Raw genomic sequence first — 21,752 nt, forward strand, 5'->3', positions numbered from 1 at the left:
CGATCGCCGGAGGGGCGCGCAGGCTTGCCCGCCGATGGCTTCGCGGTCGACGCTGGCCGAGCGTCCGCCGGCCGTGCCTCTGCCGGCCGCACCGGCTTACGCGCGGTCGTGCTGCCGCGGCGGACGGGGGCGCGTTCCGGAGTGGTCGGGCGCGGATGTTTGGCTGTCAGTTTGGCTCGCATGGATCTGGGTATTTCGCTTGGGTCATTCACACTGCGATCGCGCGCAGCAGTTCGGTTTCGACGTGAATCTGCTTACGGTTATCGGAAAGTCCCGATCCGTCGAGCAGAAACACGTCTTCCACGCGTTCGCCGAGCGTATTGATCCGCGCCGCATGGACGCCGACATGATGCTCCGCGAGCACGCGCGCGATGGAATAGAGGAGGCCCGGCCGGTCGTTCGCCGACACGGACAGGATGTAGTATTGGCCGCGTTCGTCGGCGCGCAGGTCGACGCGCGGCGTCACCGGGAAGGTGCGCGACAGGCGTGAGAGCCGGCCCTTCGACGGCTCGGGCAGCGCATTGCCCGTCGCCTTCAGGCGCGCTGCGAGTTCCTGTTCGACGAGATTCGCGATATCGCGGTAGTGCACGTCACCCTCGGTGTGCGCGACGATGAAGTTATCGAGCGCATAGCCGTGACGCGTGGTGCTCACGCGTGCGTCGAGCACCGAAAGTCCGCTGCGGTCGAAATACGCGCACATCGTCGCGAAGAGATCAGGGCGGTCCTGTGCGTAGACGAGCACCTGCAGCGCCTCGCCAATCGGCGACGGCCGTGCGCGCACGACCGGCTCCGGCGCTTCGACGTGGCGGTACAGCACGCGCGTTTGCCAGGCGATGTCCGCGGCGTCGTGGCGCAGGAAATAGCCCACGTCGAGCTTGTCCCAGAGCGCGCGGTGCGCGTGCTCCGGCACGGTCTCGAGGCGCAGCAGCGCGAGCGCCAGTTCCTGGCGCGTCTTGAGTTCCGAGTGCGCGTCGGGCTTGGCGCCGCCGAGCACGGCAAGCGTCGAGCGGTAGAGGTCCTCGAGCAGCTTGCCCTTCCAGTTGTTCCAGACCTTCGGGCTCGTGCCGCGAATGTCGGCGACCGTCAGCAGGTAAAGCGCCGAAAGGCGCCGCTCCGTGCCGACCAGATCGGCGAAGCGCTTCACGACTTCGGGGTCGGTGATGTCCTGCTTCTGTGCGACCTGGCTCATCGTCAGATGCTGCTGGACGAGCCAGACGATCAGATCGGCGTCGTCACCCGTAATGCCGTGCTCGCGGCAAAAGCGCCGCGCGTCTGCCATGCCGAGCTCAGAGTGGTCGCCGCCCCGACCCTTGGCGATGTCGTGGAACAGCGCCGCCACATAGAGCACCCACGGGCGCTCGAAGTTGGCGATGAGCTGGCTGCAGAACGGGTATTCGTGCGCATGTTCGGCCACGGCGAAGCGGCGCATGTTGCGCAGCACCATCAGGATGTGTTGATCGACCGTGTAGACATGATAGAGATCGTGCTGCATCTGCCCGACGATGCGGCGGAAGTTCAGCAGATAGCGCCCGAGCACGCTCGTCTGGTTCATGAGTCGCATGGCGTGCGTGATGCCGGCCGGCTGCTTGAGGATCTCCATGAAGAGCCGGCGGTTCTCCGGGTCGCGGCGCCAGTTCTGGTCCATGGTCTCGCGCGCGTTGTAGAGCGCGCGCAGCGTGCGCGCCGACAGGCCCTTCACGCCGGGCACCTGCTCGTAAAGCAGGAACGCTTCGAGAATCGCGTGCGGCTCGCGTTCGAACACGTCGTCGCTGACGATTTCCAGCATCCCCTGCTTCTCGACGAAGTGCTCGGAAAGCGTGCGCGTGATGCCGCTCGTGCTCGGGAAGAGCTGCGCCTCGATGTTCTGGATCAGGATCGTGGCAAGCTGTGTGACCGCCTTCGCGGCCCAGTAATAGCGGCGCATGAGCTGCTCGCTCGCCCGCCGCGCGCCACTGGCCTTGTAGCCGAAGCTTTCGGCCACCGCCGTCTGCAGGTCGAACACGAGAATGTCCTGGCGACGACCCGCGATCACATGCAGGCGCGCGCGCAGCGCCTTGAGAAACGCCTCGTTGCGGCGTAATTCACGCGCCTCGCGCCCGGTGATGAGACCGCGCTGGTCCAGCTCCTTCCAGCTGCTGCCAAAGCCCGCGGCCTCGGTGATCCAGAGGATCAGCTGCAGGTCGCGCAGGCCGCCGGGGCTTTCCTTGACGTTAGGTTCGAGCGAGTACGGCGTGTCCTGGAAGCGCGCATGGCGCTGGCGCATTTCGAGCACTTTCGCCTGGAAGAACGCGCGCGGGTCCATGGCGTCGCGATAGCGCTGCGCGAAGTCGCCAAAGAGTGTCGCGCTGCCTGTAATGCGGCGCGCCTCGAGGAGTGATGTGCGCACGGTGACGTCGTTGGCGGCCTCCTCGAGGCATTGCGAGACGCTGCGCACACTGCTGCCGATATCGAGTCCGAGATCCCACGCAAGGCCGATGAACCGCTCGATGCGTTCTTCGAGCGGCGCGAGCGGCTCGTTGTCCGGCAGCAGAACGAGGATGTCGACGTCGGACCAGGGCGCGAGCTCGCCGCGTCCGAAACCGCCCACGGCCACGAGCGCCAGCGTGGCCGGCAGCTCGCACAGGTTCCAGGCGCTGCGCAAGGTGTCGTCGGTGGTGCGGGCGAGGGCGCGCATCAACGAGTCGACATTGGTCGCGCTCTTGAAACGCTCGAGCAACTCGGCCTTCGCGGCCTTGTAGTCGGACTTCAGCGACGACGTATCGGGAACGGCGACAGCGGGAACGCTCATGGGCTCGGGTCGTGTCTGGCGTGGTTGGACGGGCGGCCGGTCGTGCGCGCGACGGGTCTCGCGTTTGGCGGATGGCCGCGTGGGTTCGTCGGTTAGTGCGTCGGGTGCTCTACAGGCTGCTTAACAGGCGGCTCGCCGGGCTGCTCCATCATGCTGCTGGCGCCGGGCGGCGTTCGAGTACTGTGCCTCGCTCGCGTTGGGCGTGCTGGCCCGAGGCGCAGGACGTTCTCTACGAATACGTCCATTCTGCGCCGGATCACGCCACGAAGCGCTTTCCGGCACTTTTCAACGTCAATCAGGCTGCCGTGCCCGCCATCTGCGCGACGATAGCCGGCTTGGCGGGCGTACCCGCCGAGACCGTCAGGACCTCGTAGCCCGTTTCGGTCACGAGCACCGTGTGCTCCCACTGCGCGGAGAGGCTGCGGTCTTTCGTCTTGACGGTCCACTGGTCCGGCATGGTGCGGATGTCGCGGCGCCCGGCGTTGATCATCGGCTCGACGGTGAAGATCATGCCGGGTACGAGTTCGATGCCCGTGCCGGGGCGGCCGTAGTGCAGCACCTGCGGGTCTTCGTGGAATACCGTGCCGATGCCGTGGCCGCAGTATTCGCGCACCACGCTGTAGCCCTGGCTTTCGGCGTAGCGCTGGATAGCGTGGCCGATGTCGCCCAGATGGCCGCCGGGGCGGATCTGGTCGATGCCGAGCCACATGCATTCATACGTGGTCTGCACGAGGCGTTTGGCGAGGATCGAACCCTCACCGACGATGAACATGCGGCTCGTGTCGCCGAAGTAACCGTCCTTGATGACAGTGATGTCGATATTGAGCGCGTCGCCGTTCTTCAGCGCCTTGTCGCCCGGAATACCGTGACAGATCACGTCGTTGACCGAGGTGCAGATCGCCTTCGGGTAGGGCGGATAGCCGGGCGGCTGATAATTCAGCGGCGCGGGCACCGTGCCCTGCACATTGGTCATGTATTCGTGGCACAGGCGGTCGAGCTCGCCCGTCGTCACGCCGGCGGTGACGAACGGCGTGATGTAGTCGAGCACCTCGCTCGCCAGCCGGCAGGCGACGCGCATTTGCGCGATGTCTTGTTCGTTCTTGATCGAAATGGCCATGGTGTGCGCCCGAAAATGCAGTCGAATATTGAATTATCGCACCTAATGCGGGTGGTCGCTGAGTTTCGAAAAGGTGGGTCGCGATCCGCCACGCGCTTTCGTGCCATATTCCGCGGGTAATAGCTGTCTTGAGTAAGGGGCAGTTTGCGTGCTATACTCTTCGGCTAAGTCGCTTCCCATATCTTTCGAATTCACCTTCGAGATTTGTGCAGAGGAGCGGCTGAATCCGCCGTTGCCGCGGAGCGCTTTGCCGGGAGTGAATCCTGGCGGGTGCGCGAAGAACATTCGGAAGCATCTTCTTCAGGCAGCACACTCGCAAGCCGGCGCACCCAGGGTGTCGGGCGCGTCGATCTCCGGAAATGGGAGGGCGCACCGATACGGCAGCCGGCTTCAGACCCAAACCCTTGCGGAGAATTGAAACATGGCAGTTACCATGCGCCAGATGCTGGAAGCCGGTGTCCACTTCGGTCACCAAACGCGCTTCTGGAACCCGAAGATGGCCCCCTTCATTTTCGGCCATCGCAACAAGATTCACATCATCAACCTCGAAAAGACGCTGCCGATGTACAACGACGCGCTGAAGTACGTGCGTCAACTGGCAGCGAACCGCGGCACGATCCTGTTCGTCGGCACGAAGCGTCAATCGCGTGACACGATCGCTGAAGAGGCAAACCGCGCCGGTATGCCGTTCGTGAACGCACGCTGGCTCGGCGGCATGCTGACCAACTTCAAGACGCTGAAGGTTTCGATCAAGCGCCTGAAGGACATGGAAGCAGCCGTTGAAGCGGGTGAGCTCGAGAAGATGAGCAAGAAGGAAGCCCTCCTGTTCGAACGCGAAATCGCCAAGCTGCAAAAGTCGATCGGCGGCGTGAAGGACATGGGCGGCATTCCGGACGCAATTTTCGTGGTCGACGTCGGCTACCACAAGATTGCCGTGACGGAAGCGAATAAGCTGGGCATCCCCGTGATCGCCGTGGTCGATACGAACCACTCGCCGGAAGGCATCGATTACGTCATCCCGGGCAACGACGACGCCAGCAAGGCTGTTGCGCTCTACACGCAAGGCGTGGCTGACGCGATCCTCGAAGGCCGTGCAAACTCGGTGAACGAAGTGGTTGCAGCCGTGCGCGGCAACGACGGCGACGACGAGTTCGTCGAGGTCAACCCGGAGGCGTAAGCTGCCCCCGTGTCCGGCAAGAAAAGGGGGCTTTCCATAGGCCCCTTTTTTTTAAGCCGCGACTTTCGTCGCCGCGTCATATACGCGGCACCGTAGCCCTGTAGAAGCAGCTGTAAAAAAGCGTTTCACCGCAGGCGGAAACGGAAACGAATTTCTGCCGGCCGCGTCGAAAGGCGGGCGGCGTGTACCAGACAGACTCAAGGAGCGAATGATGGCGGCAATTACCGCAAGCATGGTGGCAGAACTGCGCGCGAAGACCGACGCGCCGATGATGGAATGCAAGAAGGCGCTCACGGAAGCCGACGGCGACCTCGCGCGCGCTGAAGAACTGCTGCGCGTGAAGCTCGGCAACAAGGCCAGCAAGGCCGCTTCGCGCGTCACGGCTGAAGGCGTGATCGCTTCGTTCATCGGCGCCAACGCTGGCGCGATCGTCGAACTGAACTGCGAAACCGACTTCGTTTCGAAGAACGACGACTTCATCGACTTCTCGAAGAAGATCGCCGAACTGATCGCCACGCAAAACCCGGCTGACGTCGCGGCTCTCTCGGCGCTGCCGCTGGACGGCTCGACGGTCGACGCAGTGCGTCTCGCGCTGGTTGGCAAGATCGGCGAAAACCTCTCGATCCGCCGTTTCGCGCGTTTCGAAACCGCCAACAAGCTGGCTGCGTACCTGCACGGCACGCGCATCGGCGTGCTGGTCGAGTACACGGGCGCCGACGAGCAAGTGGGCAAGGACGTCGCGATGCACATCGCCGCGATGAAGCCGGTCTCGCTGTCGTCGGACGACGTTCCGGCCGACCTGATCGCCAAGGAGCGCAGCATCGCCGAGCAGAAGGCTGCCGAATCGGGCAAGCCGGCTGAGATCGTCGCGAAGATGGTTGAAGGTTCGGTCCAGAAGTACCTGAAGGAAGTCTCGCTCCTGAACCAGCCGTTCGTTAAGAACGACAAGCAGACGATCGAGCAGATGCTCAAGGCTGCTGGCACGACGGTGCAGAAGTTCGCCCTCTTCGTGGTGGGCGAAGGCATCGAGAAGCGCCAGGACGACTTCGCTGCCGAAGTGGCCGCGCAAGTCGCTGCTGCAAAGCAGCAATAACAACGGTGCGTCCGCCCGCCGCGTGATACGCGGCAGGCGGCGCCGCCGTTGTTGCAGCATCGCAGTTGGTTGAGTTGTAAGCCGTGGCGGAGCAATTCGCCGTGGTGGGCAGCGTAGCGACGACGCGCATGGTAGTCCCCCGCCGTGCGCGGAGTCGGAAATCTTCGCTATTTCTGGCGGCGCTTGCCCGAAGCCGTATTTCACCCCTACAGTTTCAAGTTATTGCCCTTTGCGCGCGATCCTGGATACCTCCATGCCCACACCCGCCTATAAACGCGTCCTGCTCAAACTTTCCGGCGAAGCCCTGATGGGCGATGATGCTTTCGGCATCAATCGCGCCACGATCGAACGTATGGTGGCAGACGTGGCCGAGGTGGTGCGTCTCGGCACCCAGCTCGCAGTCGTGATCGGCGGTGGCAACATTTTCCGCGGTGTCGCGGGCGGCGCCGCCGGTATGGACCGCGCAACGGCCGACTACATGGGCATGCTCGCCACGATGATGAACGCGCTCGCGCTGCAGGACGCCATGCGTCATGCGGGCATCGAGGCGCGCGTGCAGTCGGCGCTGCGCATGGACCAGGTCGTCGAGCCGTACATCCGCCCCCGCGCGATCCGCCAGCTCGAAGAAGGCAAGGTCGTGATCTTCGCCGCGGGCACGGGCAACCCCTTCTTCACCACCGACACGGCTGCTGCGCTGCGCGGCTCGGAAGTCGGCGCTGAAGTGGTTCTGAAGGCCACCAAGGTCGACGGCGTCTACTCGGCCGACCCGAAGAAGGATCCGACCGCCACGCGTTACTCGACGATCAGTTTCGATGAGGCAATTGGCCGCAACCTGCAGGTGATGGACGCGACCGCGTTCGCCCTGTGCCGCGACCAGAAGCTGCCGATCCGGGTTTTTTCCATCGTCAAGCCGGGTGCGCTCAAGCGCATCGTTCTGGGCGAAGACGAAGGGACGCTCGTCCACGTGTAAACTCTCGTCTTACGAGAGATTCGAACACGGGCCGCGCCGCCCATCAGCGCGCTGGCGGGCCCGTTCCGTTATGAAGGTTCGGAGGTATCAAAATGGCTGTGGCTGACATCAAGAAGGGCGCCGAGCAGAAAATGCAGCGCTCGATCGACGCGTTCAAGAGCGATCTGGCGAAAATCCGCACGGGCCGCGCCCATACCGGTCTGCTCGACCACATCCAGGTCGACTACTACGGCTCGCCCGTGCCTATCTCGCAAGTCGCCAACCTCACGCTCGTCGACGCCCGCACGATCGGCGTTCAGGCGTGGGAAAAGAAGATGGTGCCGGTGATCGAAAAGGCGATTCGCGAGTCGGATCTCGGCCTGAACCCGGCCACGCATGGCGACCTGATCCGCGTTCCGATGCCCGCGCTCACCGAAGAGCGCCGCAAGGAGCTCACGAAGGTCGTCAAGAACGAAGGCGAAACGGCGAAGGTGGCCGTGCGTAACCTGCGTCGCGACGCCAACGAGCAGCTCAAGAAGCTCGTGAAGGACAAGGAAATTTCCGAAGACGACGAGCGCCGTGGCAGCGACGATGTCCAGAAGTTGACTGACCGCTTCGTCACCGAGATCGACAAGCTCGTGCAGACGAAGGAAGCCGAGATCATGACGGTCTGAGGCCTTAGGGCTTCCAGATTCGCCAGATTTCCGGCGCTTTCCCTTTTTCACCGCAGTTACAGTCCGACGGCCATGACCTATACCAGCTCAACCGTTCGCGTGCCCGAGGTGGCGGCCGTGCCGCGCCACATCGCGATCATCATGGACGGCAATGGCCGTTGGGCAACCCAGCGCCGCCTGCCGCGCGTCGCCGGCCACACGCGCGGCGTCGACGCTGTGCGTTCGGTCGTCGAATCGTGCGTGGAGCGCGGCGTCGAGTACGTCACGCTGTTCGCATTCAGTTCCGAGAACTGGCGCCGCCCGACCGACGAAGTGTCGTTCCTGATGCGCCTTTTCGTCACCGCGCTCGAGCGCGAAGTGGCGCGACTGCACGCGAACGGCATCCGCCTGCGCGTGGTCGGCGACCTGTCGATGTTCAACGAACGCATCCAGGACCTGATTCGCCGCGCGCAAACCAAGACCGCGCGCAACACGCGTCTCACGCTGACGATCGCTGCGAACTACGGCGGCCGTTGGGACATCCTCCAGGCCACGCGCAAGCTGGTCGAGGAGGCCGCGGCCTCGGGGCAGCCTGTGCCCGTTACCGAAGACACGCTGTCCCAGCATCTGGCAATGGCCTACGCGCCCGAGCCGGACCTCTTCATCCGCACGGGCGGCGAGCAGCGGGTGAGCAATTTCCTGCTCTGGCAACTGGCCTACGCCGAGTTCTATTTCACCGACACCTTCTGGCCGGATTTCGACGCCGAAGCGCTTAGCCGCGCGATTGCGTCCTATGCCGAGCGCGAGCGCCGCTTCGGTCGAACGAGCGCGCAGGTCGTCTCCCAGAACGCCGATTCGCTTTCATGCTAAAGACCCGCGTCATTACGGCGCTCGTCCTGCTGGCAGTCTTCCTGCCGACCACGCTGTTCGCGCCTGTGGCGGCGTTCGGCGCGCTGATCGGTGTCGTGGTCGTGTTCGCCGCGTGGGAGTGGGCGCGCCTCCTGAAGGCAGGCGCGACCGGTTCGATCGTCTATGCGGTGATCGCGGCGGCCGTCGTGGCGCTCAGTATGCGCCTGCCTGAACCCCGGCCGCTCTTTCAGGCTGCAGGCGTGTTCTGGATCATCGCCGGCCCTTACGTGCTGCTGCGCAAGCCGGTGCTCGCCGCGGGCGCCTGGCGCGCCTTCCTGCTGGCCGCGGGGCTCGTTGTTTTCGCGGCCTGCTGGCACGCCCTTGTTGCGGCGCGCACGGTGGGCGTGGCATTCGTTTTGTCCCTGTTGCTCGTGGTGTGGCTGGCCGATATCGGCGCATACTTTGCGGGTAAGGCATTCGGAAAGCATAAGCTCGCCCCTTCGATCAGCCCCGGCAAGACCTGGGAGGGCGCCGTGGGCGGCTGGGCCGCCGTGATGGTCGTGTCCGGCGCGGCGATCGCGCTGCACGCATTCGAACCCACGCTGTATTCCGCGCTCGCCGCCCAGATCGGGGTTGGGCGCGCGCTTTTCGTACTTACCGTGCTGGTCGCGTTCAGCGTGATCGGCGACCTGTTCGAGTCGATGCTCAAGCGCCAGGCTGGCGTGAAGGATTCGAGCGGCCTCCTGCCGGGCCACGGCGGAGTCCTCGACCGCATCGACGCGCTGCTGCCCGTGCTGCCGCTGGCCATGCTGCTGCTCGGCTAAAGGTGTCTGGCTAGAGACGCTCGGTTAGAGATTTGAATATGCAAAAACGACTCACACTGCTCGGTTCCACGGGCTCGATTGGAGACAGCACGCTCGACGTCGTCGCGCGTCATCCGCAACGCTTCTCGGTCTATGCGCTCACCGCGCATCGCAATGGTGAGAAGCTCGTCGAACAATGCCTGCGTTTTGCGCCCGAAGTGGCCGTGGTCGGCGACGCCGATACGGCCGCACAGGTCGAGCGCAAGCTGCGCGAGGCCGGCTCGAAGACCGTCGTGACCTACGGGCCGCAGGCGCTCGTCGAAGTCTCGAAGAGCGATGGCTGCGACACGGTGGTCGCGGCCATCGTCGGCGCGGCGGGTCTTGCGCCCACGCTCGCAGCGGCGAAGGCTGGCAAGCAGATCCTGCTCGCCAACAAGGAAGCGCTCGTGATGTCGGGCGACATCTTCATGAACGCCGTGTCGGACAGCGGCGCCGTGCTGCTACCGCTCGACAGTGAACACAATGCCGTGTTCCAGTGCTTTCCGCGCGAAAGCGCACAGCGCGACGGCGTCACGAAGATCATCCTGACCGCCTCGGGCGGCCCGTTCCGCACGCGCGAGCCCGCGACGCTCGTGAACGTCACGCCCGACGAGGCCTGCAAGCACCCGAACTGGTCGATGGGCCGCAAGATCTCCGTCGATTCGGCCACGATGATGAACAAGGGCCTCGAAGTGATCGAGGCGCACTACCTGTTCGATCTGCCGGGCGAGCGCATCGACGTGCTGATCCACCCGCAGAGCGTGATCCATTCGATGGTCTCGTACGCCGACGGATCGGTGCTCGCGCAACTAGGCAACCCCGACATGCGCACGCCGATCGCGCACGCGCTCGCGTACCCGGATCGTGTTGATTCCGGCGTTGCCCAACTGGATCTCACGCAAATCGCGACGCTCACGTTCGAAAAGCCCGACTACGCGCGCTTTCCGTGTCTCGCGCTCGCCATGCAGGCGTTGTCTGCCGGCGGGGTGGCGAGCGCGGCGCTCAACGCGGCGAACGAAGTCGCCGTCGAAGCCTTTTTGAACCGGCGCATCGGCTTCATGGCCATCGCCCAGACGGTGGATGCCGTACTCAACGCGCTCGAGAACCGCACCGCGTCGAGCCTCGAAGTCGTGCTCGAAGCCGACGCGGCCGCCCGCCGCGCGGCTCACACTATCATCGACAGCCTGCCGGTGCCGGCCTGACAGGTCAGCGAGGGGCTTGCGGAAGGGCCCTTGTGGCCCCTCAGGCACGCGAGCCTGACCTCGGGGCCGATCCCGCACCGGTGCGCTGCTTCCAGCCCAGGAGGCGCTCATGAACCTGCTTACCGAACTGGTCGCATTCGTCGTGGCGATCGGCGTGCTGGTCGTCGTGCACGAATACGGTCACTACAGCGTCGCGCGCCTGTGCGGCGTGAAAGTGCTGCGCTTCTCGATCGGCTTCGGGCGGCCGCTTCTCCAGTGGGTCAGCAAGAAGAGCGGCACCGAATGGACGATCGCGGCGCTGCCGCTCGGCGGTTACGTGAAGATGCTCGACGAGCGCGAGTCGCCTGACCAGATTCCCGCGAGCGATTTGCCGCATGCGTTCAACCGCCAGTCGGTCGGCAAGCGCATTGCCATCGTCGCGGCCGGGCCGATTGCCAATTTCGTACTGGCCATCGTGCTCTTTGCGGTGGTCTACGCGAGCGGCGTCACCGAGCAGAAGGCCATTGTCGCGGCGCCGCCCGCACAATCGGCGGCGGCCCGGGCCGGCTTCCAGGGCGGCGAAACAATTCTTTCGGTGAGCGATGCAAACGGCAGCCGCACCGAGCCCGTGCGTTCGTGGTCCGACCTGCGCTGGAAACTGCTCGCCACGGCGTTCGACCAGGGCCATGTCGTGCTGGCTGCGCGCGACGGCGAGGGCACCTACGATTTCCCGCTCGATCTCTCGCAGCTGACCGGCAAGGATCTCGACGACGACTTCATGGCGAAGCTCGGCCTCGAGGCGGGCGGCAACACGCTCAAGGTGGCGGCCGTGGAGGCGGGTAGTGCGGCGCAACATGCCGGGCTGCAGGCGGGAGATCAACTGCGCGCCGTCGACGGCCGGACCGTGGACAGCGCAAGCACTTTCATCGCCTACGTGAAGGCGCACGCGGGCAAGCCTGTGCGGCTCACGGTCGCGCGCGGCGACGCTGGCCAGAACACCCAGCAGACGCTCACGCTTACCGTTACACCGACACTGCAGCGCGACGCGCAGAGCGGCGAAGAGGTGGGTCGCATCGGCGCCGCGCTTGCGGCACAGGCGCCTTCCGTGGACGTGCGTTACGGGCCGATCGAGAGCGTGCGGCTCGGTGCGTATCGCACGTGGGACATCGCGGTGTATTCGCTGCGGATGTTCGGCCGCATGATCACGGGCGAAGCATCGCTGAAGAATCTGTCGGGCCCGGTGACGATTGCTGACTATGCCGGCAAGAGCGCGAGACTGGGTCCTTCGGCGTTCCTGTCGTTCCTCGCCCTCGTGAGCATCAGCCTCGGCGTATTGAATCTGCTCCCAATTCCGGTATTGGACGGGGGGCATCTGTTATATTATGCGGTTGAAGCCGTAACGGGCAAAGCCGTCTCGGACCGCTGGCAGCTCGTGCTGCAGCGCGCGGGACTTGCCTGCATCGTCGCACTGTCGGCGATCGCGTTGTTCAACGATCTGGCTCGGTTAATCCATTTTTAAAGATGTCTGGCGGCTTCCGTGGGCGGGCCGCCTGACCTGATGCAGCTATACATAATTGGGGAAGCACGTTGTTTAGACCTCATCGCTTGGTTCCAAAAACGGTTGCGGCCGCGGCGATCGCCGCACATGGACTCGTTGCCCACGCAGCAACGACGCCTTTCGTGGTTCAGGACATCCGCATCGAAGGGCTGCAACGCGTCGAGCCGGGCACGGTGTTCGCCTACCTGCCGATCAAGCAGGGCGACACGTTCACCGACGACAAAGCGTCCGAGGCCATCCGCGCACTGTATGCGACGGGCTTCTTCAACGACGTGAAGATCGCCACCGAAGGCGGCGTGGTGGTGGTGCAGGTACAGGAGCGCCCGGCCATCGGCACGATCGACTTCGCCGGCATCAAGGAATTCGACAAGGACAACCTGACCAAGGCGCTGCGCGCGGTCGGCCTCTCGCAAGGCCGTTACTACGACAAGGCGCTGGTGGACAAGGCCGAGCAGGAGCTCAAGCGCCAGTACCTCACGCGCGGCTTCTACGCCGCCGAGGTTACGACCACGGTTACGCCGATCGACCGCAATCGCGTCGGTCTGCTGTTCTCGGTGGTCGAAGGTCCGAGCGCGAAGATCCGCCAGATCAACTTCATCGGCAACAAGACGTACAGCAGCGGCACGCTCCTCTCGGAGATGCAGCTGTCCACGCCGAACTGGTTCTCGTGGTACACGAAGAACGACCTCTACTCGAAGGAAAAGCTCACGGGCGACCTCGAGAACGTGCGCTCGTACTACCTGAATCACGGCTACCTCGAGTTCAACATCGACTCGACGCAGGTCTCGATCTCGCCCGACAAGAAGGACATGTACCTCACCATCGGCATTCACGAAGGTGAGCCGTACAAGGTGTCGGGCATCCAGCTATCGGGCAACCTGCTCGACCGCGAGGCCGAGCTCAAGAAGCTCATCAAGATCAAACCGGGCGATACCTTCTCCGCCGAGAAGCTGCAGGCCACGACGAAGGCTATCGTCGACAAGCTCGGCGAATACGGCTACGCGTTCGCGACCGTCAACGCACTGCCGCAGATCGATCAGGCGAATCACACGGTCAACCTCACGCTGCAGGTCGATCCGAGCCGCCGCGTGTACGTGCGCCGCATCAACGTGGTGGGCAACACGCGTACCCGCGACGAAGTCGTGCGCCGCGAAATGCGCCAGCTCGAAAGCTCGTGGTTCGATTCGAACCGCCTCGCGCTCTCGAAGGACCGCATCAACCGTCTGGGCTACTTCACCGATGTCGATGTGACCACGGTGCCGGTGGAAGGCACGGCCGACCAGGTCGACGTGGACGTGAAGGTCGCCGAAAAGCCGACCGGCGCGATCACGCTGGGCGCGGGCTTCTCGTCCACGGACAAGGTGGTGCTGTCGGCGGGCGTGTCGCAGGACAACGTGTTCGGTTCGGGCACGTCGCTCTCGCTGAACGTGAACACCGCGAAGACGTACCGCACGCTGGCCCTCACGCAGGTGGACCCGTACTTCACGGTGGACGGCATCAAGCGCATCACCGACGTCTACTACCGTACGTACCAGCCGCTGTACTACTCGACCGATTCGAGCTTCCGCATTATCACGATGGGCGGCGACCTGAAGTTCGGCATTCCGTTCTCGGAGGTCGACACGGTCTACTTCGGCGCGGGCTTCGAGCAGGACACGCTCGACGTCGATTCGAACACGCCGCAGAGCTACATCGACTACGTGAACGAGTTCGGCCGTGTGTCGAACAACGTGCCGCTCACGGTGGGCTGGTCGCGCGATGCGCGTGACAGCGCGCTCGTGCCGAGCAAGGGCTACTTCACGCAGGCGAACGCCGAGTACGGCACGCCGGTGGGCGGTACGCAGTACTACAAGGCCGACATACAGGCCCAGTACTACTACTCGTTTGCGCGCGGCTTCGTGCTGGGCCTGAATTTCCAGGGTGGCTACGGTAACGGCCTTGGCGGCAAGCCGTACCCGATCTTCAAGAACTACTACGCGGGCGGTATCGGTTCGGTGCGTGGCTACGAGCCGAGCTCGCTGGGTCCGCGCGACGCCAAGACGAACGACCCGATCGGCGGTTCGAAGATGATCGTCGGCAACATCGAGTTGACCTTCCCGCTGCCGGGCACGGGCTATGACCGCACGCTGCGCGTCTTCACGTTCGTCGATGGTGGTAACGTCTGGGGCACGGAAGGCGACAGCATTGGCGCGAACGGCCTGCGTTACAGCTACGGTTTCGGTCTCGCGTGGATTTCGCCGATCGGTCCGCTCAAGCTGAGCCTTGGCTTCCCGCTCGTCAAACACGAAGGCGACCAGTACCAGAAGTTCCAGTTCCAGATCGGGACGGCATTCTGACGTATGTATTGCCCGGCGTGGGTTGCGCGCACAGCGCGCAGCGCCGGAATCCAGGAAACGAGAGGATGACTTTGCTAACGGGTATGTTTTCCAGACGGACGATCGGGGCGATTACCGTGTCGCTGGCGCTCCTCGGCTTTGGCATGAGTGTGGCGCAGGCGCAGGAAGCCAGGATCGCGGCGGTCAATTCCGATCGCATCCTGCGCGAATCCGCTCCCGCGAAGGCCGCGCAGACCAAGCTCGAAGCCGAGTTCGCCAAGCGCGACAAGGATCTGCAGGACATGGCGCAGCGCCTGAAGTCGATGTCCGATTCGCTCGACAAGAACGGCCCGTCGATGTCGCCAACCGATCGCGCACAGAAGCAGCGCGACCTTTCCGCGCTCGACAGCGACTTCCAGCGCAAGCAGCGCGAATTCCGCGAAGACCTGAACCAGCGCCGCAATGAGGAACTGGCGGCGGTGCTCGACCGTGCGAACAAGGTGATCAAGCAGATCGCCGAGCAGCAGCATTACGACCTGATCGTGCAGGAAGCGGTGTATGTGAGCCCGCGTATCGATATTACCGACCAGGTGCTGAAGGCGCTCGCAGCGAACAGCACGGGCAGTGGTAGCAGCAGCAACTAAGGCAAGTAAAAGTAATTCAAGGCAACCAAGGCAGGAGCAGCACGCGCATGGCATTTACGCTTGAGGACATTGTCGGGCGGTTCGGCGGCGAGGTGGTAGGCGACGCGACGCAACGCGTCAGTTCGCTGGCGCCGCTCGACCAGGCGGGTCCGCAACAACTCGCGTTCCTCGCCAATCCGAAGTATCTCGCCCAGGTGGAGACGACCCGCGCGGGCGCAGTGCTCATCAGCCCGGGCGACCTCGAGAAGCTCGCATCGCGCGAGGGGCGCAACTTCATCGTCACACCGAATCCGTATGCTTACTTCGCGCGTGTCGCGCAGGCGTATATCGACCTCGCCGCGCCGAAAGCGCAGCCAGGCGTCCACGCCAGCGCCCACGTCGACGCGAAGGCGCAGGTCGCCGCGAGCGCGGTGATCGGCCCGAACGTCACGATCGAAGCGGGCGCCGTGATCGGCGAAAACGTGCGGCTCGACGCGAACGTCTTCATCGGCCGTGGCACCCAGGTGGGCGAGGGCTCGCACCTGTATCCGGGTGTGACCGTCTACCACAGCTGCAAACTTGGCGCGCGCGCCATTGTGCACGCCGGCGCCGTGATCGGCTCGGACGGCTTTGGTTTCGCCCCCGATTTCACGGGCGAGGGCGACGCGCGCACGGGTAGCTGGGTCAAGATTCCGCAGGTAGGCGGCGTGGCCATCGGGCCCGACGTCGAGATCGGCGCGAACACCACGATCGATCGCGGCGCGATGGCCGATACGATCATCGAAGAGTGCGTGAAGATCGATAACCTCGTGCAGATCGGCCACAACTGCAAGATCGGCGCGTACACGGTCATCGCGGGCTGCGCCGGCATTGCGGGCAGCACGACGATCGGGCGCCATTGCATGATCGGCGGCGCGGTGGGCATTGCGGGACACGTCACGCTGGGCGACTACGTGATCGTCACGGCGAAGTCGGGCGTCTCGAAGTCGTTGCCGAAGGCCGGCATCTACACGAGCGCTTTCCCGGCGGTCGATCACGCCGACTGGAACAAGAGCGCCGCGCTGTTGCGTAACATTGACAAGCTGCGCGACCGTATTAAGGCGCTTGAGGCGGCAGTAGCCCAAAAGCCGCAAGGCGAATAAGAAAGCAGTATCGAGGTAGCGCGCGGCGTGTCGCGGGAGCGGCGCGCCGCTTTGCGTAGCAGGCGACCAAAGTTTCCCGCGGGGAATTGCCCGCCCGGGGCTACCCGTCCGGGGCTACCCGCCCGGGGCAATCCTCATGCACGGGAATCCGGGCGTGGCGCATACTTCGCGTCAGCGCGGGCGTGTTTGGTCATGCGCCTCGAATATCGAAATCGAAAGTCACACGCGCAATTCCTGCGTGAGCAGAACCACCATGAACATCGAAAAACTCAACTTCGACATCCACAAGATTCTCACGCTGTTGCCGCACCGCTATCCGTTCCTGATGGTGGACCGGGTTCTCGAGCTGGAGCCGCACAAGAGCATCAAGGCGTTGAAGAACGTGACGGTCAACGAGCCCTTTTTCACGGGGCACTTCCCGCAGCGTCCGGTCATGCCCGGCGTGATGATCCTCGAGGCGCTGGCGCAAACCGCCGCGCTGCTCACGTTCTCGGAGGAGGAGCAGGACTTCGAGAATACGCTGTACTACTTCGTGGGCATCGACGGTGCGCGCTTCAAGCGCGTGGTCGAACCGGGCGACCAGCTCATCCTCAACGTGACGTTCGAGCGCTACATGCGCGGCATCTGGAAGTTCAAGGCGGTAGCCGAAGTGGAAGGCTCCGTGGCTTGCGAGGCGGAACTCATGTGCACCGTCAAGAAAATGGACGCGGCGCAATAAGAAGCGCTGCCGCATGCCGCAGTGCGCCTTGACCTCGAGGCGCCGCCGCACGCAAACAGAATCGGAGAGCGAGGACGAATGAGCAGGATCCATCCCACTGCGGTCGTCGAGTCTGGCGCGCAGATCGACGAATCGGTCGAAATCGGGCCGTTCGCGGTCATCGGTGCGAACGTCACCATCGGCGCGCGCACGACGGTCGGCTCGCATAGCGTGCTGGAAGGCCACACGACGATTGGCGAAGACAACACGATCGGCCATTACGCGTCGATCGGCGGCCGTCCGCAGGACATGAAGTACAAGGGCGAGCCCACGAAGCTCGTGATCGGCAACCGCAACACCATCCGCGAGTTCACGACGCTGCATACGGGCACGGTGCAGGACACCGGCGTCACGATCATCGGCGATGACTGCTGGATCATGGCTTACGTGCACGTCGGCCACGATTGCCGCCTCGGCAACAACATCATCATGTCGAGCAACGCGCAGCTCGCGGGCCACGTGATCGTCGACGATCACGCGATCGTCGGCGGCATGACCGGCGTGCATCAGTTCGTGCGCATTGGCGCGCATTCGATGGTCGGCGGCGCCTCGGCACTCGTGCAGGACGTGCCGCCGTTCGTGATCGCCGCCGGGAACAAGGCGGTGCCGCACGGCATCAACGTCGAAGGTCTGCGCCGCCGCGGCTTCTCGGCCGACGCGATTTCCGCGCTGCGCTCGGCATATCGCACGCTCTACAAAAACGGGCTTTCGCTCGAAGAGGCGAAGGTGCAGCTCGCCGATCTCGCGCAGGCGGGCGGCGATGGCGACGTGCACGTGAAGGCGCTGCTCGACTTCGTCGAACAGTCGCAACGCGGCATCATTCGCTGATCGATGGCGCTGCAAACGCGTCCGCTGCGCCTCGCGATGGTCGCCGGCGAGCCGTCCGGCGACCTGCTCGCGGCATCGCTGCTCGCGGGTCTCAAGGCCCGCTTGCCCGACACTACGCAGTACTACGGAATCGGCGGCCCGCGCATGATGGCCACCGGTTTCGACGCGCACTGGCCGATGGAAAAGCTCTCGGTGCGCGGGTACGTCGAGGCGCTGCGGCACATTCCCGAGATTCTGCGCATCCGCAACGAGCTCAAGCATCAGTTGCTGGCCGACCCGCCTGACGCCTTCATTGGCGTGGATGCGCCTGACTTCAACTTCGGTCTGGAGCACGCGCTGCGCGACGCGGGCATTCCGACGATCCACTTCGTCTGCCCGTCGATCTGGGCGTGGCGCGGCGGTCGCATCAAGAAGATCCAGAAGGCTGTGGATCACATGCTGTGCGTGTTCCCGTTCGAAACGGCGCTGCTCGAGAAAGCTGGGGTGGCGTCGTCGTATGTGGGTCATCCGCTCGCTGACGAGATTCCGCTCGAACCGGACATGGCCGGGGCGCGCCGTACCCTTGGCCTGCCGGAAAGCGGCCCGGTGATCGCGGTGCTGCCGGGCAGCCGACGCTCTGAAATCAATCTGATCGGGCCGACCTTCTTCGACGCGATGCAGATCATGCAGCGGCGCGAGCCCGCGCTGCGCTTCGTGATGCCGGCGGCAACGCCCGCTATCCACGCGCAGTTGCAGGAACTCGCCAACGCGCACCAGGGCCTCGCGCTCACGATCATCGATGGCCAGTCGCAACTCGCGATGACGGCTGCCGACGCGATCCTCGTGAAGAGCGGCACGGTCACGCTCGAAGCGGCGCTGCTCAAGAAGCCGATGGTCATCTCCTATAAGGTGCCCTGGCTCACGGGGCAGATCATGCGCCGCCAGGCCTATCTGCCATATGTGGGCCTGCCGAACATTCTCGCGGGCCGCTTCGTCGTGCCGGAAATCCTGCAGCATTTCGCGACGCCGGAGGCGCTTGCCGACGCGACGCTCACGCAGTTGCAGGACGAGGCAAACCGGCGCACGCTGACCGAGGTGTTCACGCAGATGCATCTGACCCTGCGCCAGAACACCGCGGAGCGCGCGGCCGAAGTGGTCGCGAGCATCGTCGAACGCCGCAAGGGGCGGGCATGAGCGAGGGTACGATCAAGCGCGCGAAAGCGCCGGCCGTAAAAAAGCCGCCGTCGCAGGCGGCGCTCAAACTCGCCGCGCGCCGCAAGGCAGCGCGGCAAGCCGGGCTGCTGTTCGAGTCGCCAGACGATGTGATTTGCGGCGTGGACGAGGCGGGGCGTGGCCCGCTCGCGGGGCCTGTGGTCGCGGCGGCGGTGATTCTCGATCCGGCGCGGCCGATCCGCGGGCTCGACGATTCGAAGGTGCTGACTGCTCAGGCGCGCGAAGCGCTCTACGAGCGCATCGTCGAGCGTTCGCTTGCGTGGTGCGTCGCTTCTGCGAGCGTCGAGGAAATCGATACGTTCAACATCCTGCACGCCACGATGCTGGCGATGCGGCGCGCCGTTGAAGGCTTGAGCATCGTGCCGACGCTTGCGAAGATCGACGGCAATCGCTGCCCCGTGATGCCGGTGCGCAGCGAGGCGGTGATTGGCGGCGACGCGCTCGTGCCGAGCATTTCGGCGGCGTCGATCATCGCGAAGGTCACGCGCGACCGCATGCTCGTCGATCTGCACCAGGTCCATCCGCATTACGGTTTCGACGCCCACGCGGGCTACGGCACGCCGCAGCATCTCGAAGCGTTGCGAGTGCATGGTCCGTGCGAGCATCATCGGCGTTCGTTCGCGCCCGTGCGCGAAGCGTACGCGTTGCACGGCAACGTCCTGTCCGGTGTTTCGACGGTGCTCAGCACTGTCGCCGGCCTCGAAGAAGGCGACGCCTTCGCGCCGCTTCCTTGAGTCGCCGCTGACGGCGTCTCACGCGAGCCGGCGCCGTTTCGCGTAGTACAGGCGCCGCCGCTTTTCTCTCTCGATCCTCATTTGACACGCCAGGCCCGCCCGTGAAAGCCATTACCTCACGCGACAATCCGCTCTACAAACGCCTGAAGGCGCTGGCCGGCTCGACGCATCAACAGCGGCGTAGCCACCAGGCTTTGCTGGAAGGCTTCCACCTCGCGAGCGCGTGGCTCGACGGCGGCTCGCAGCCCGAATACTGCGTGGTGACCGAAGGCGCGCTCGCGCATGAAGAGGCGCAGACCATCGTCGCCCGCGTGGACGAGCGCCGCGTGATCTCACTGCCCGACGCGCTCTTCGGGCAACTCTCGAACGTCGTGCATGGCGTGGGGTTGCTGTTGCTCGTCGATATGCCTGAGGCTCAGTTGCCCGAGCGCGTCGGATCGACTTGCCTCGTGCTCGACGGATTGCAGGACGCCGGCAACGTCGGCTCGATCCTGCGCAGCGCGGCGGCCGCGGGCATCGACAAGGTCTTTTGCACGCCGGGCACGGCCTACGTGTGGTCGTCGAAGGTGCTGCGCTCGGCGATGGGCGCGCACTTCCTCCTGCAGGTGTTCGAGAACGTGGAAGCCGAAGCACTCGTCGAGATGCTTGGCGTGCCGGTCGTCATCACCGATTCGCACGGCGCGCAGGCGCTCGACGAGGCCGATCTCACGGGGCAGGTCGCGTGGGTGTTCGGCAACGAAGGGGCGGGCGTGTCGCAGGTCTGGCGCGACGTGGCGGCGCTGCGTGTGACGATCCCGCAGCCCGGCGGCATGGAGTCGCTCAACGTCGCGGCGGCGGCGGCTGTGTGCGTGTTCGAGCAATGCCGGCAGCAACGGCATGCGCGCTGACGCTCGCAGCAATCAGCAATCAGCAATAAAAAGCCCGCGTCACGACGCGGGCTTTTTCGTGTCTGGCAGGCCGTTTCAATACGACGGCTTGTCGATGCGGATTTCCTGCAGGATCGTCGTGGCGATTTCCTCGATCGACTTGTGCGTCGACGAGAGCCACTTGATGCCTTCGCGGCGCATCATTGCTTCGGCTTCGTTCACTTCATAACGGCAGTTCTCCAGCGCGGCGTACTTGCTGCCCGGGCGCCGCTCGTTGCGGATCTCGGTGAGACGCTGCGGATCGATCGACAGGCCGAAGATCTTCGTGCGATGCGAAAGCAGCGCATTCGGCAGCTTGCCGCGCTCGAAATCGTCGGGAATGAGCGGGTAGTTCGCGGCCTTTACGCCGTACTGCATGGCGAGATACAGGCTCGTCGGCGTCTTGCCGCTGCGCGACACGCCCACGAGGATCACGTCGGCGTCGGCGAGATTGCGGTCGGACTGGCCGTCGTCGTGCGCGAGCGAGAAGTTGATCGCCTCGATACGGTTCTTGTACTCGTCGGTGTCGGCGTTCTGGTGGCCGCGGCCCATCGCGTGGCTCGACTTGAGCTCCAGCTCTTGTTCGAGCGGCTCCACGAAGGTCTGGAACATGTCCATCACGAGCGCATTCGCGCGCTTGACGATCTCGTTCGAGTTGCTGTCCACGAGCGTCGTGAACACGATCGGACGGCGGCCTTCCTGCACTGCGGCTTCGTTGATCTTCTGGGCGGTGGAGTAGGCCTTGTCGGTCGAATCGACAAAGGGCACGCGCACGAGGCGGAATTTCTGGTCGAACTGCGACAGGATCGAATGCGCGAAGGTCTCGGCAGTGATCCCGGTACCGTCGGAGACGATGAATACGGTAGGCGGCATCGGTTGAGGCTGGGTACGTGAGCTGCAGGGCCGCTCGGGACAGGCTTGGGCGCCCGGAAAGCCCCGTCCGGCGGGACCGAGGGGCAATTCTCGCCGACTGGCACAAATTCCAGAGTCGGCACGGTAGAATAGCGGCAACCTGTTGGATAAGCAATT

19 protein-coding genes are annotated in these 21,752 nt (G+C 64.4%); 16 read left to right on the forward strand and 3 right to left on the reverse strand.

What is annotated here, in order from left to right:
• Positions 1–208: 208 nt before the first annotated feature.
• Positions 209–2,788, reverse strand: coding sequence for a [protein-PII] uridylyltransferase (locus FAZ97_RS06290; protein WP_158757666.1), 2,580 nt, complete (start codon positions 2,786–2,788; stop codon positions 209–211).
• A gap of 295 nt (positions 2,789–3,083) precedes the next feature.
• On the reverse strand, positions 3,084–3,905 hold the full coding sequence (gene map, locus FAZ97_RS06295; RefSeq protein ID WP_158757667.1) for a type I methionyl aminopeptidase: 822 nt from the start codon (positions 3,903–3,905) through the stop codon (positions 3,084–3,086).
• Between the two features lie 421 nt (positions 3,906–4,326).
• Here map and rpsB point away from each other — a divergent pair, with 421 nt between their 5' ends.
• The 16 genes from rpsB to FAZ97_RS06375 all read left to right on the forward strand — a co-directional run bounded on the left by rpsB (position 4,327) and on the right by FAZ97_RS06375 (position 20,705).
• Positions 4,327–5,082 (forward strand): 30S ribosomal protein S2, encoded by a 756-nt coding sequence (gene rpsB / locus FAZ97_RS06300; RefSeq protein ID WP_112172807.1) that lies wholly within the window; start codon positions 4,327–4,329, stop codon positions 5,080–5,082.
• A 211-nt stretch (positions 5,083–5,293) separates the two neighbouring features.
• Complete coding sequence (gene tsf, locus FAZ97_RS06305) at positions 5,294–6,175, forward strand: translation elongation factor Ts (protein ID WP_158757668.1); 882 nt, start codon at positions 5,294–5,296, stop codon at positions 6,173–6,175.
• A gap of 253 nt (positions 6,176–6,428) precedes the next feature.
• Positions 6,429–7,145 carry a UMP kinase gene (gene pyrH / locus FAZ97_RS06310; protein ID WP_028204061.1) on the forward strand — a complete coding sequence of 239 codons (717 nt, stop codon included), beginning with the start codon at positions 6,429–6,431 and terminating at the stop codon, positions 7,143–7,145.
• A gap of 92 nt (positions 7,146–7,237) precedes the next feature.
• The gene (frr, locus tag FAZ97_RS06315) at positions 7,238–7,798 is read left to right on the forward strand and encodes a ribosome recycling factor (RefSeq protein WP_158757669.1); all 561 of its coding nucleotides are present in this window, start codon (positions 7,238–7,240) and stop codon (positions 7,796–7,798) included.
• 72 nt (positions 7,799–7,870) lie between these two features.
• Positions 7,871–8,647 carry an isoprenyl transferase gene (locus FAZ97_RS06320; RefSeq protein WP_158757670.1) on the forward strand — a complete coding sequence of 259 codons (777 nt, stop codon included), beginning with the start codon at positions 7,871–7,873 and terminating at the stop codon, positions 8,645–8,647.
• Complete coding sequence (locus FAZ97_RS06325; RefSeq protein WP_158757671.1) at positions 8,641–9,450, forward strand: phosphatidate cytidylyltransferase; 810 nt, start codon at positions 8,641–8,643, stop codon at positions 9,448–9,450. Before FAZ97_RS06320 ends, FAZ97_RS06325 begins: the two co-directional genes overlap by 7 nt.
• Positions 9,451–9,488: 38 nt before the next feature.
• A complete protein-coding gene (locus FAZ97_RS06330) occupies positions 9,489–10,670 on the forward strand; it encodes a 1-deoxy-D-xylulose-5-phosphate reductoisomerase (RefSeq protein ID WP_158757672.1) in 1,182 nt (393 codons plus the stop codon).
• A 109-nt stretch (positions 10,671–10,779) separates the two neighbouring features.
• Positions 10,780–12,168 (forward strand): RIP metalloprotease RseP, encoded by a 1,389-nt coding sequence (rseP, locus tag FAZ97_RS06335; protein ID WP_158757673.1) that lies wholly within the window; start codon positions 10,780–10,782, stop codon positions 12,166–12,168.
• 68 nt (positions 12,169–12,236) lie between these two features.
• Positions 12,237–14,543: an outer membrane protein assembly factor BamA gene (bamA, locus tag FAZ97_RS06340; RefSeq protein WP_158757674.1), complete on the forward strand. Its 2,307-nt coding sequence runs from the start codon at positions 12,237–12,239 to the stop codon at positions 14,541–14,543.
• 71 nt (positions 14,544–14,614) lie between these two features.
• The gene (locus FAZ97_RS06345) at positions 14,615–15,166 is read left to right on the forward strand and encodes an OmpH family outer membrane protein (RefSeq protein ID WP_158759074.1); all 552 of its coding nucleotides are present in this window, start codon (positions 14,615–14,617) and stop codon (positions 15,164–15,166) included.
• Between the two features lie 47 nt (positions 15,167–15,213).
• Positions 15,214–16,287: a UDP-3-O-(3-hydroxymyristoyl)glucosamine N-acyltransferase gene (lpxD, locus tag FAZ97_RS06350; protein ID WP_158757675.1), complete on the forward strand. Its 1,074-nt coding sequence runs from the start codon at positions 15,214–15,216 to the stop codon at positions 16,285–16,287.
• A gap of 253 nt (positions 16,288–16,540) precedes the next feature.
• The gene (gene fabZ, locus FAZ97_RS06355) at positions 16,541–17,005 is read left to right on the forward strand and encodes a 3-hydroxyacyl-ACP dehydratase FabZ (RefSeq protein ID WP_112172932.1); all 465 of its coding nucleotides are present in this window, start codon (positions 16,541–16,543) and stop codon (positions 17,003–17,005) included.
• Between the two features lie 78 nt (positions 17,006–17,083).
• Positions 17,084–17,872 carry an acyl-ACP--UDP-N-acetylglucosamine O-acyltransferase gene (gene lpxA, locus FAZ97_RS06360; protein WP_158757676.1) on the forward strand — a complete coding sequence of 263 codons (789 nt, stop codon included), beginning with the start codon at positions 17,084–17,086 and terminating at the stop codon, positions 17,870–17,872.
• Between the two features lie 3 nt (positions 17,873–17,875).
• Positions 17,876–19,045, forward strand: coding sequence for a lipid-A-disaccharide synthase (gene lpxB, locus FAZ97_RS06365; RefSeq protein WP_158757677.1), 1,170 nt, complete (start codon positions 17,876–17,878; stop codon positions 19,043–19,045).
• Entirely contained in the window at positions 19,042–19,818 is a 777-nt protein-coding gene (rnhB, locus tag FAZ97_RS06370) for a ribonuclease HII (RefSeq protein WP_158757678.1), read from the forward strand. The genes lpxB and rnhB overlap by 4 nt, the downstream gene beginning before the upstream one ends.
• Before the next feature lie 101 nt (positions 19,819–19,919).
• Entirely contained in the window at positions 19,920–20,705 is a 786-nt protein-coding gene (locus FAZ97_RS06375; protein ID WP_158757679.1) for a TrmH family RNA methyltransferase, read from the forward strand.
• A gap of 75 nt (positions 20,706–20,780) precedes the next feature.
• On the opposite strand, the gene ppsR is transcribed toward FAZ97_RS06375, so the two are convergent.
• Positions 20,781–21,596 (reverse strand): posphoenolpyruvate synthetase regulatory kinase/phosphorylase PpsR, encoded by an 816-nt coding sequence (gene ppsR, locus FAZ97_RS06380; RefSeq protein WP_158757680.1) that lies wholly within the window; start codon positions 21,594–21,596, stop codon positions 20,781–20,783.
• Positions 21,597–21,752: the final 156 nt, after the last annotated feature.

Origin of the sequence: Paraburkholderia acidiphila, from assembly GCF_009789655.1 — a bacterium.
GTDB classification, from domain to species: Bacteria; Pseudomonadota; Gammaproteobacteria; order Burkholderiales; family Burkholderiaceae; genus Paraburkholderia; species Paraburkholderia acidiphila.

Coding starts and splice junctions, on each gene's coding strand:
- lpxD (WP_158757675.1), top strand. CDS start 15,214: ATGGCATTTACGCTTGAGGACATTGTCGGGCGGTTCGGCGGCGAGGTG.
- rpsB (WP_112172807.1), top strand. CDS start 4,327: ATGGCAGTTACCATGCGCCAGATGCTGGAAGCCGGTGTCCACTTCGGT.
- fabZ (WP_112172932.1), top strand. CDS start 16,541: ATGAACATCGAAAAACTCAACTTCGACATCCACAAGATTCTCACGCTG.
- FAZ97_RS06320 (WP_158757670.1), top strand. CDS start 7,871: ATGACCTATACCAGCTCAACCGTTCGCGTGCCCGAGGTGGCGGCCGTG.
- lpxB (WP_158757677.1), top strand. CDS start 17,876: ATGGCGCTGCAAACGCGTCCGCTGCGCCTCGCGATGGTCGCCGGCGAG.
- FAZ97_RS06330 (WP_158757672.1), top strand. CDS start 9,489: ATGCAAAAACGACTCACACTGCTCGGTTCCACGGGCTCGATTGGAGAC.
- tsf (WP_158757668.1), top strand. CDS start 5,294: ATGGCGGCAATTACCGCAAGCATGGTGGCAGAACTGCGCGCGAAGACC.
- pyrH (WP_028204061.1), top strand. CDS start 6,429: ATGCCCACACCCGCCTATAAACGCGTCCTGCTCAAACTTTCCGGCGAA.
- ppsR (WP_158757680.1), bottom strand. CDS start 21,596: ATGCCGCCTACCGTATTCATCGTCTCCGACGGTACCGGGATCACTGCC.
- FAZ97_RS06325 (WP_158757671.1), top strand. CDS start 8,641: ATGCTAAAGACCCGCGTCATTACGGCGCTCGTCCTGCTGGCAGTCTTC.
- rseP (WP_158757673.1), top strand. CDS start 10,780: ATGAACCTGCTTACCGAACTGGTCGCATTCGTCGTGGCGATCGGCGTG.
- map (WP_158757667.1), bottom strand. CDS start 3,905: ATGGCCATTTCGATCAAGAACGAACAAGACATCGCGCAAATGCGCGTC.
- FAZ97_RS06290 (WP_158757666.1), bottom strand. CDS start 2,788: ATGAGCGTTCCCGCTGTCGCCGTTCCCGATACGTCGTCGCTGAAGTCC.
- lpxA (WP_158757676.1), top strand. CDS start 17,084: ATGAGCAGGATCCATCCCACTGCGGTCGTCGAGTCTGGCGCGCAGATC.
- frr (WP_158757669.1), top strand. CDS start 7,238: ATGGCTGTGGCTGACATCAAGAAGGGCGCCGAGCAGAAAATGCAGCGC.
- rnhB (WP_158757678.1), top strand. CDS start 19,042: ATGAGCGAGGGTACGATCAAGCGCGCGAAAGCGCCGGCCGTAAAAAAG.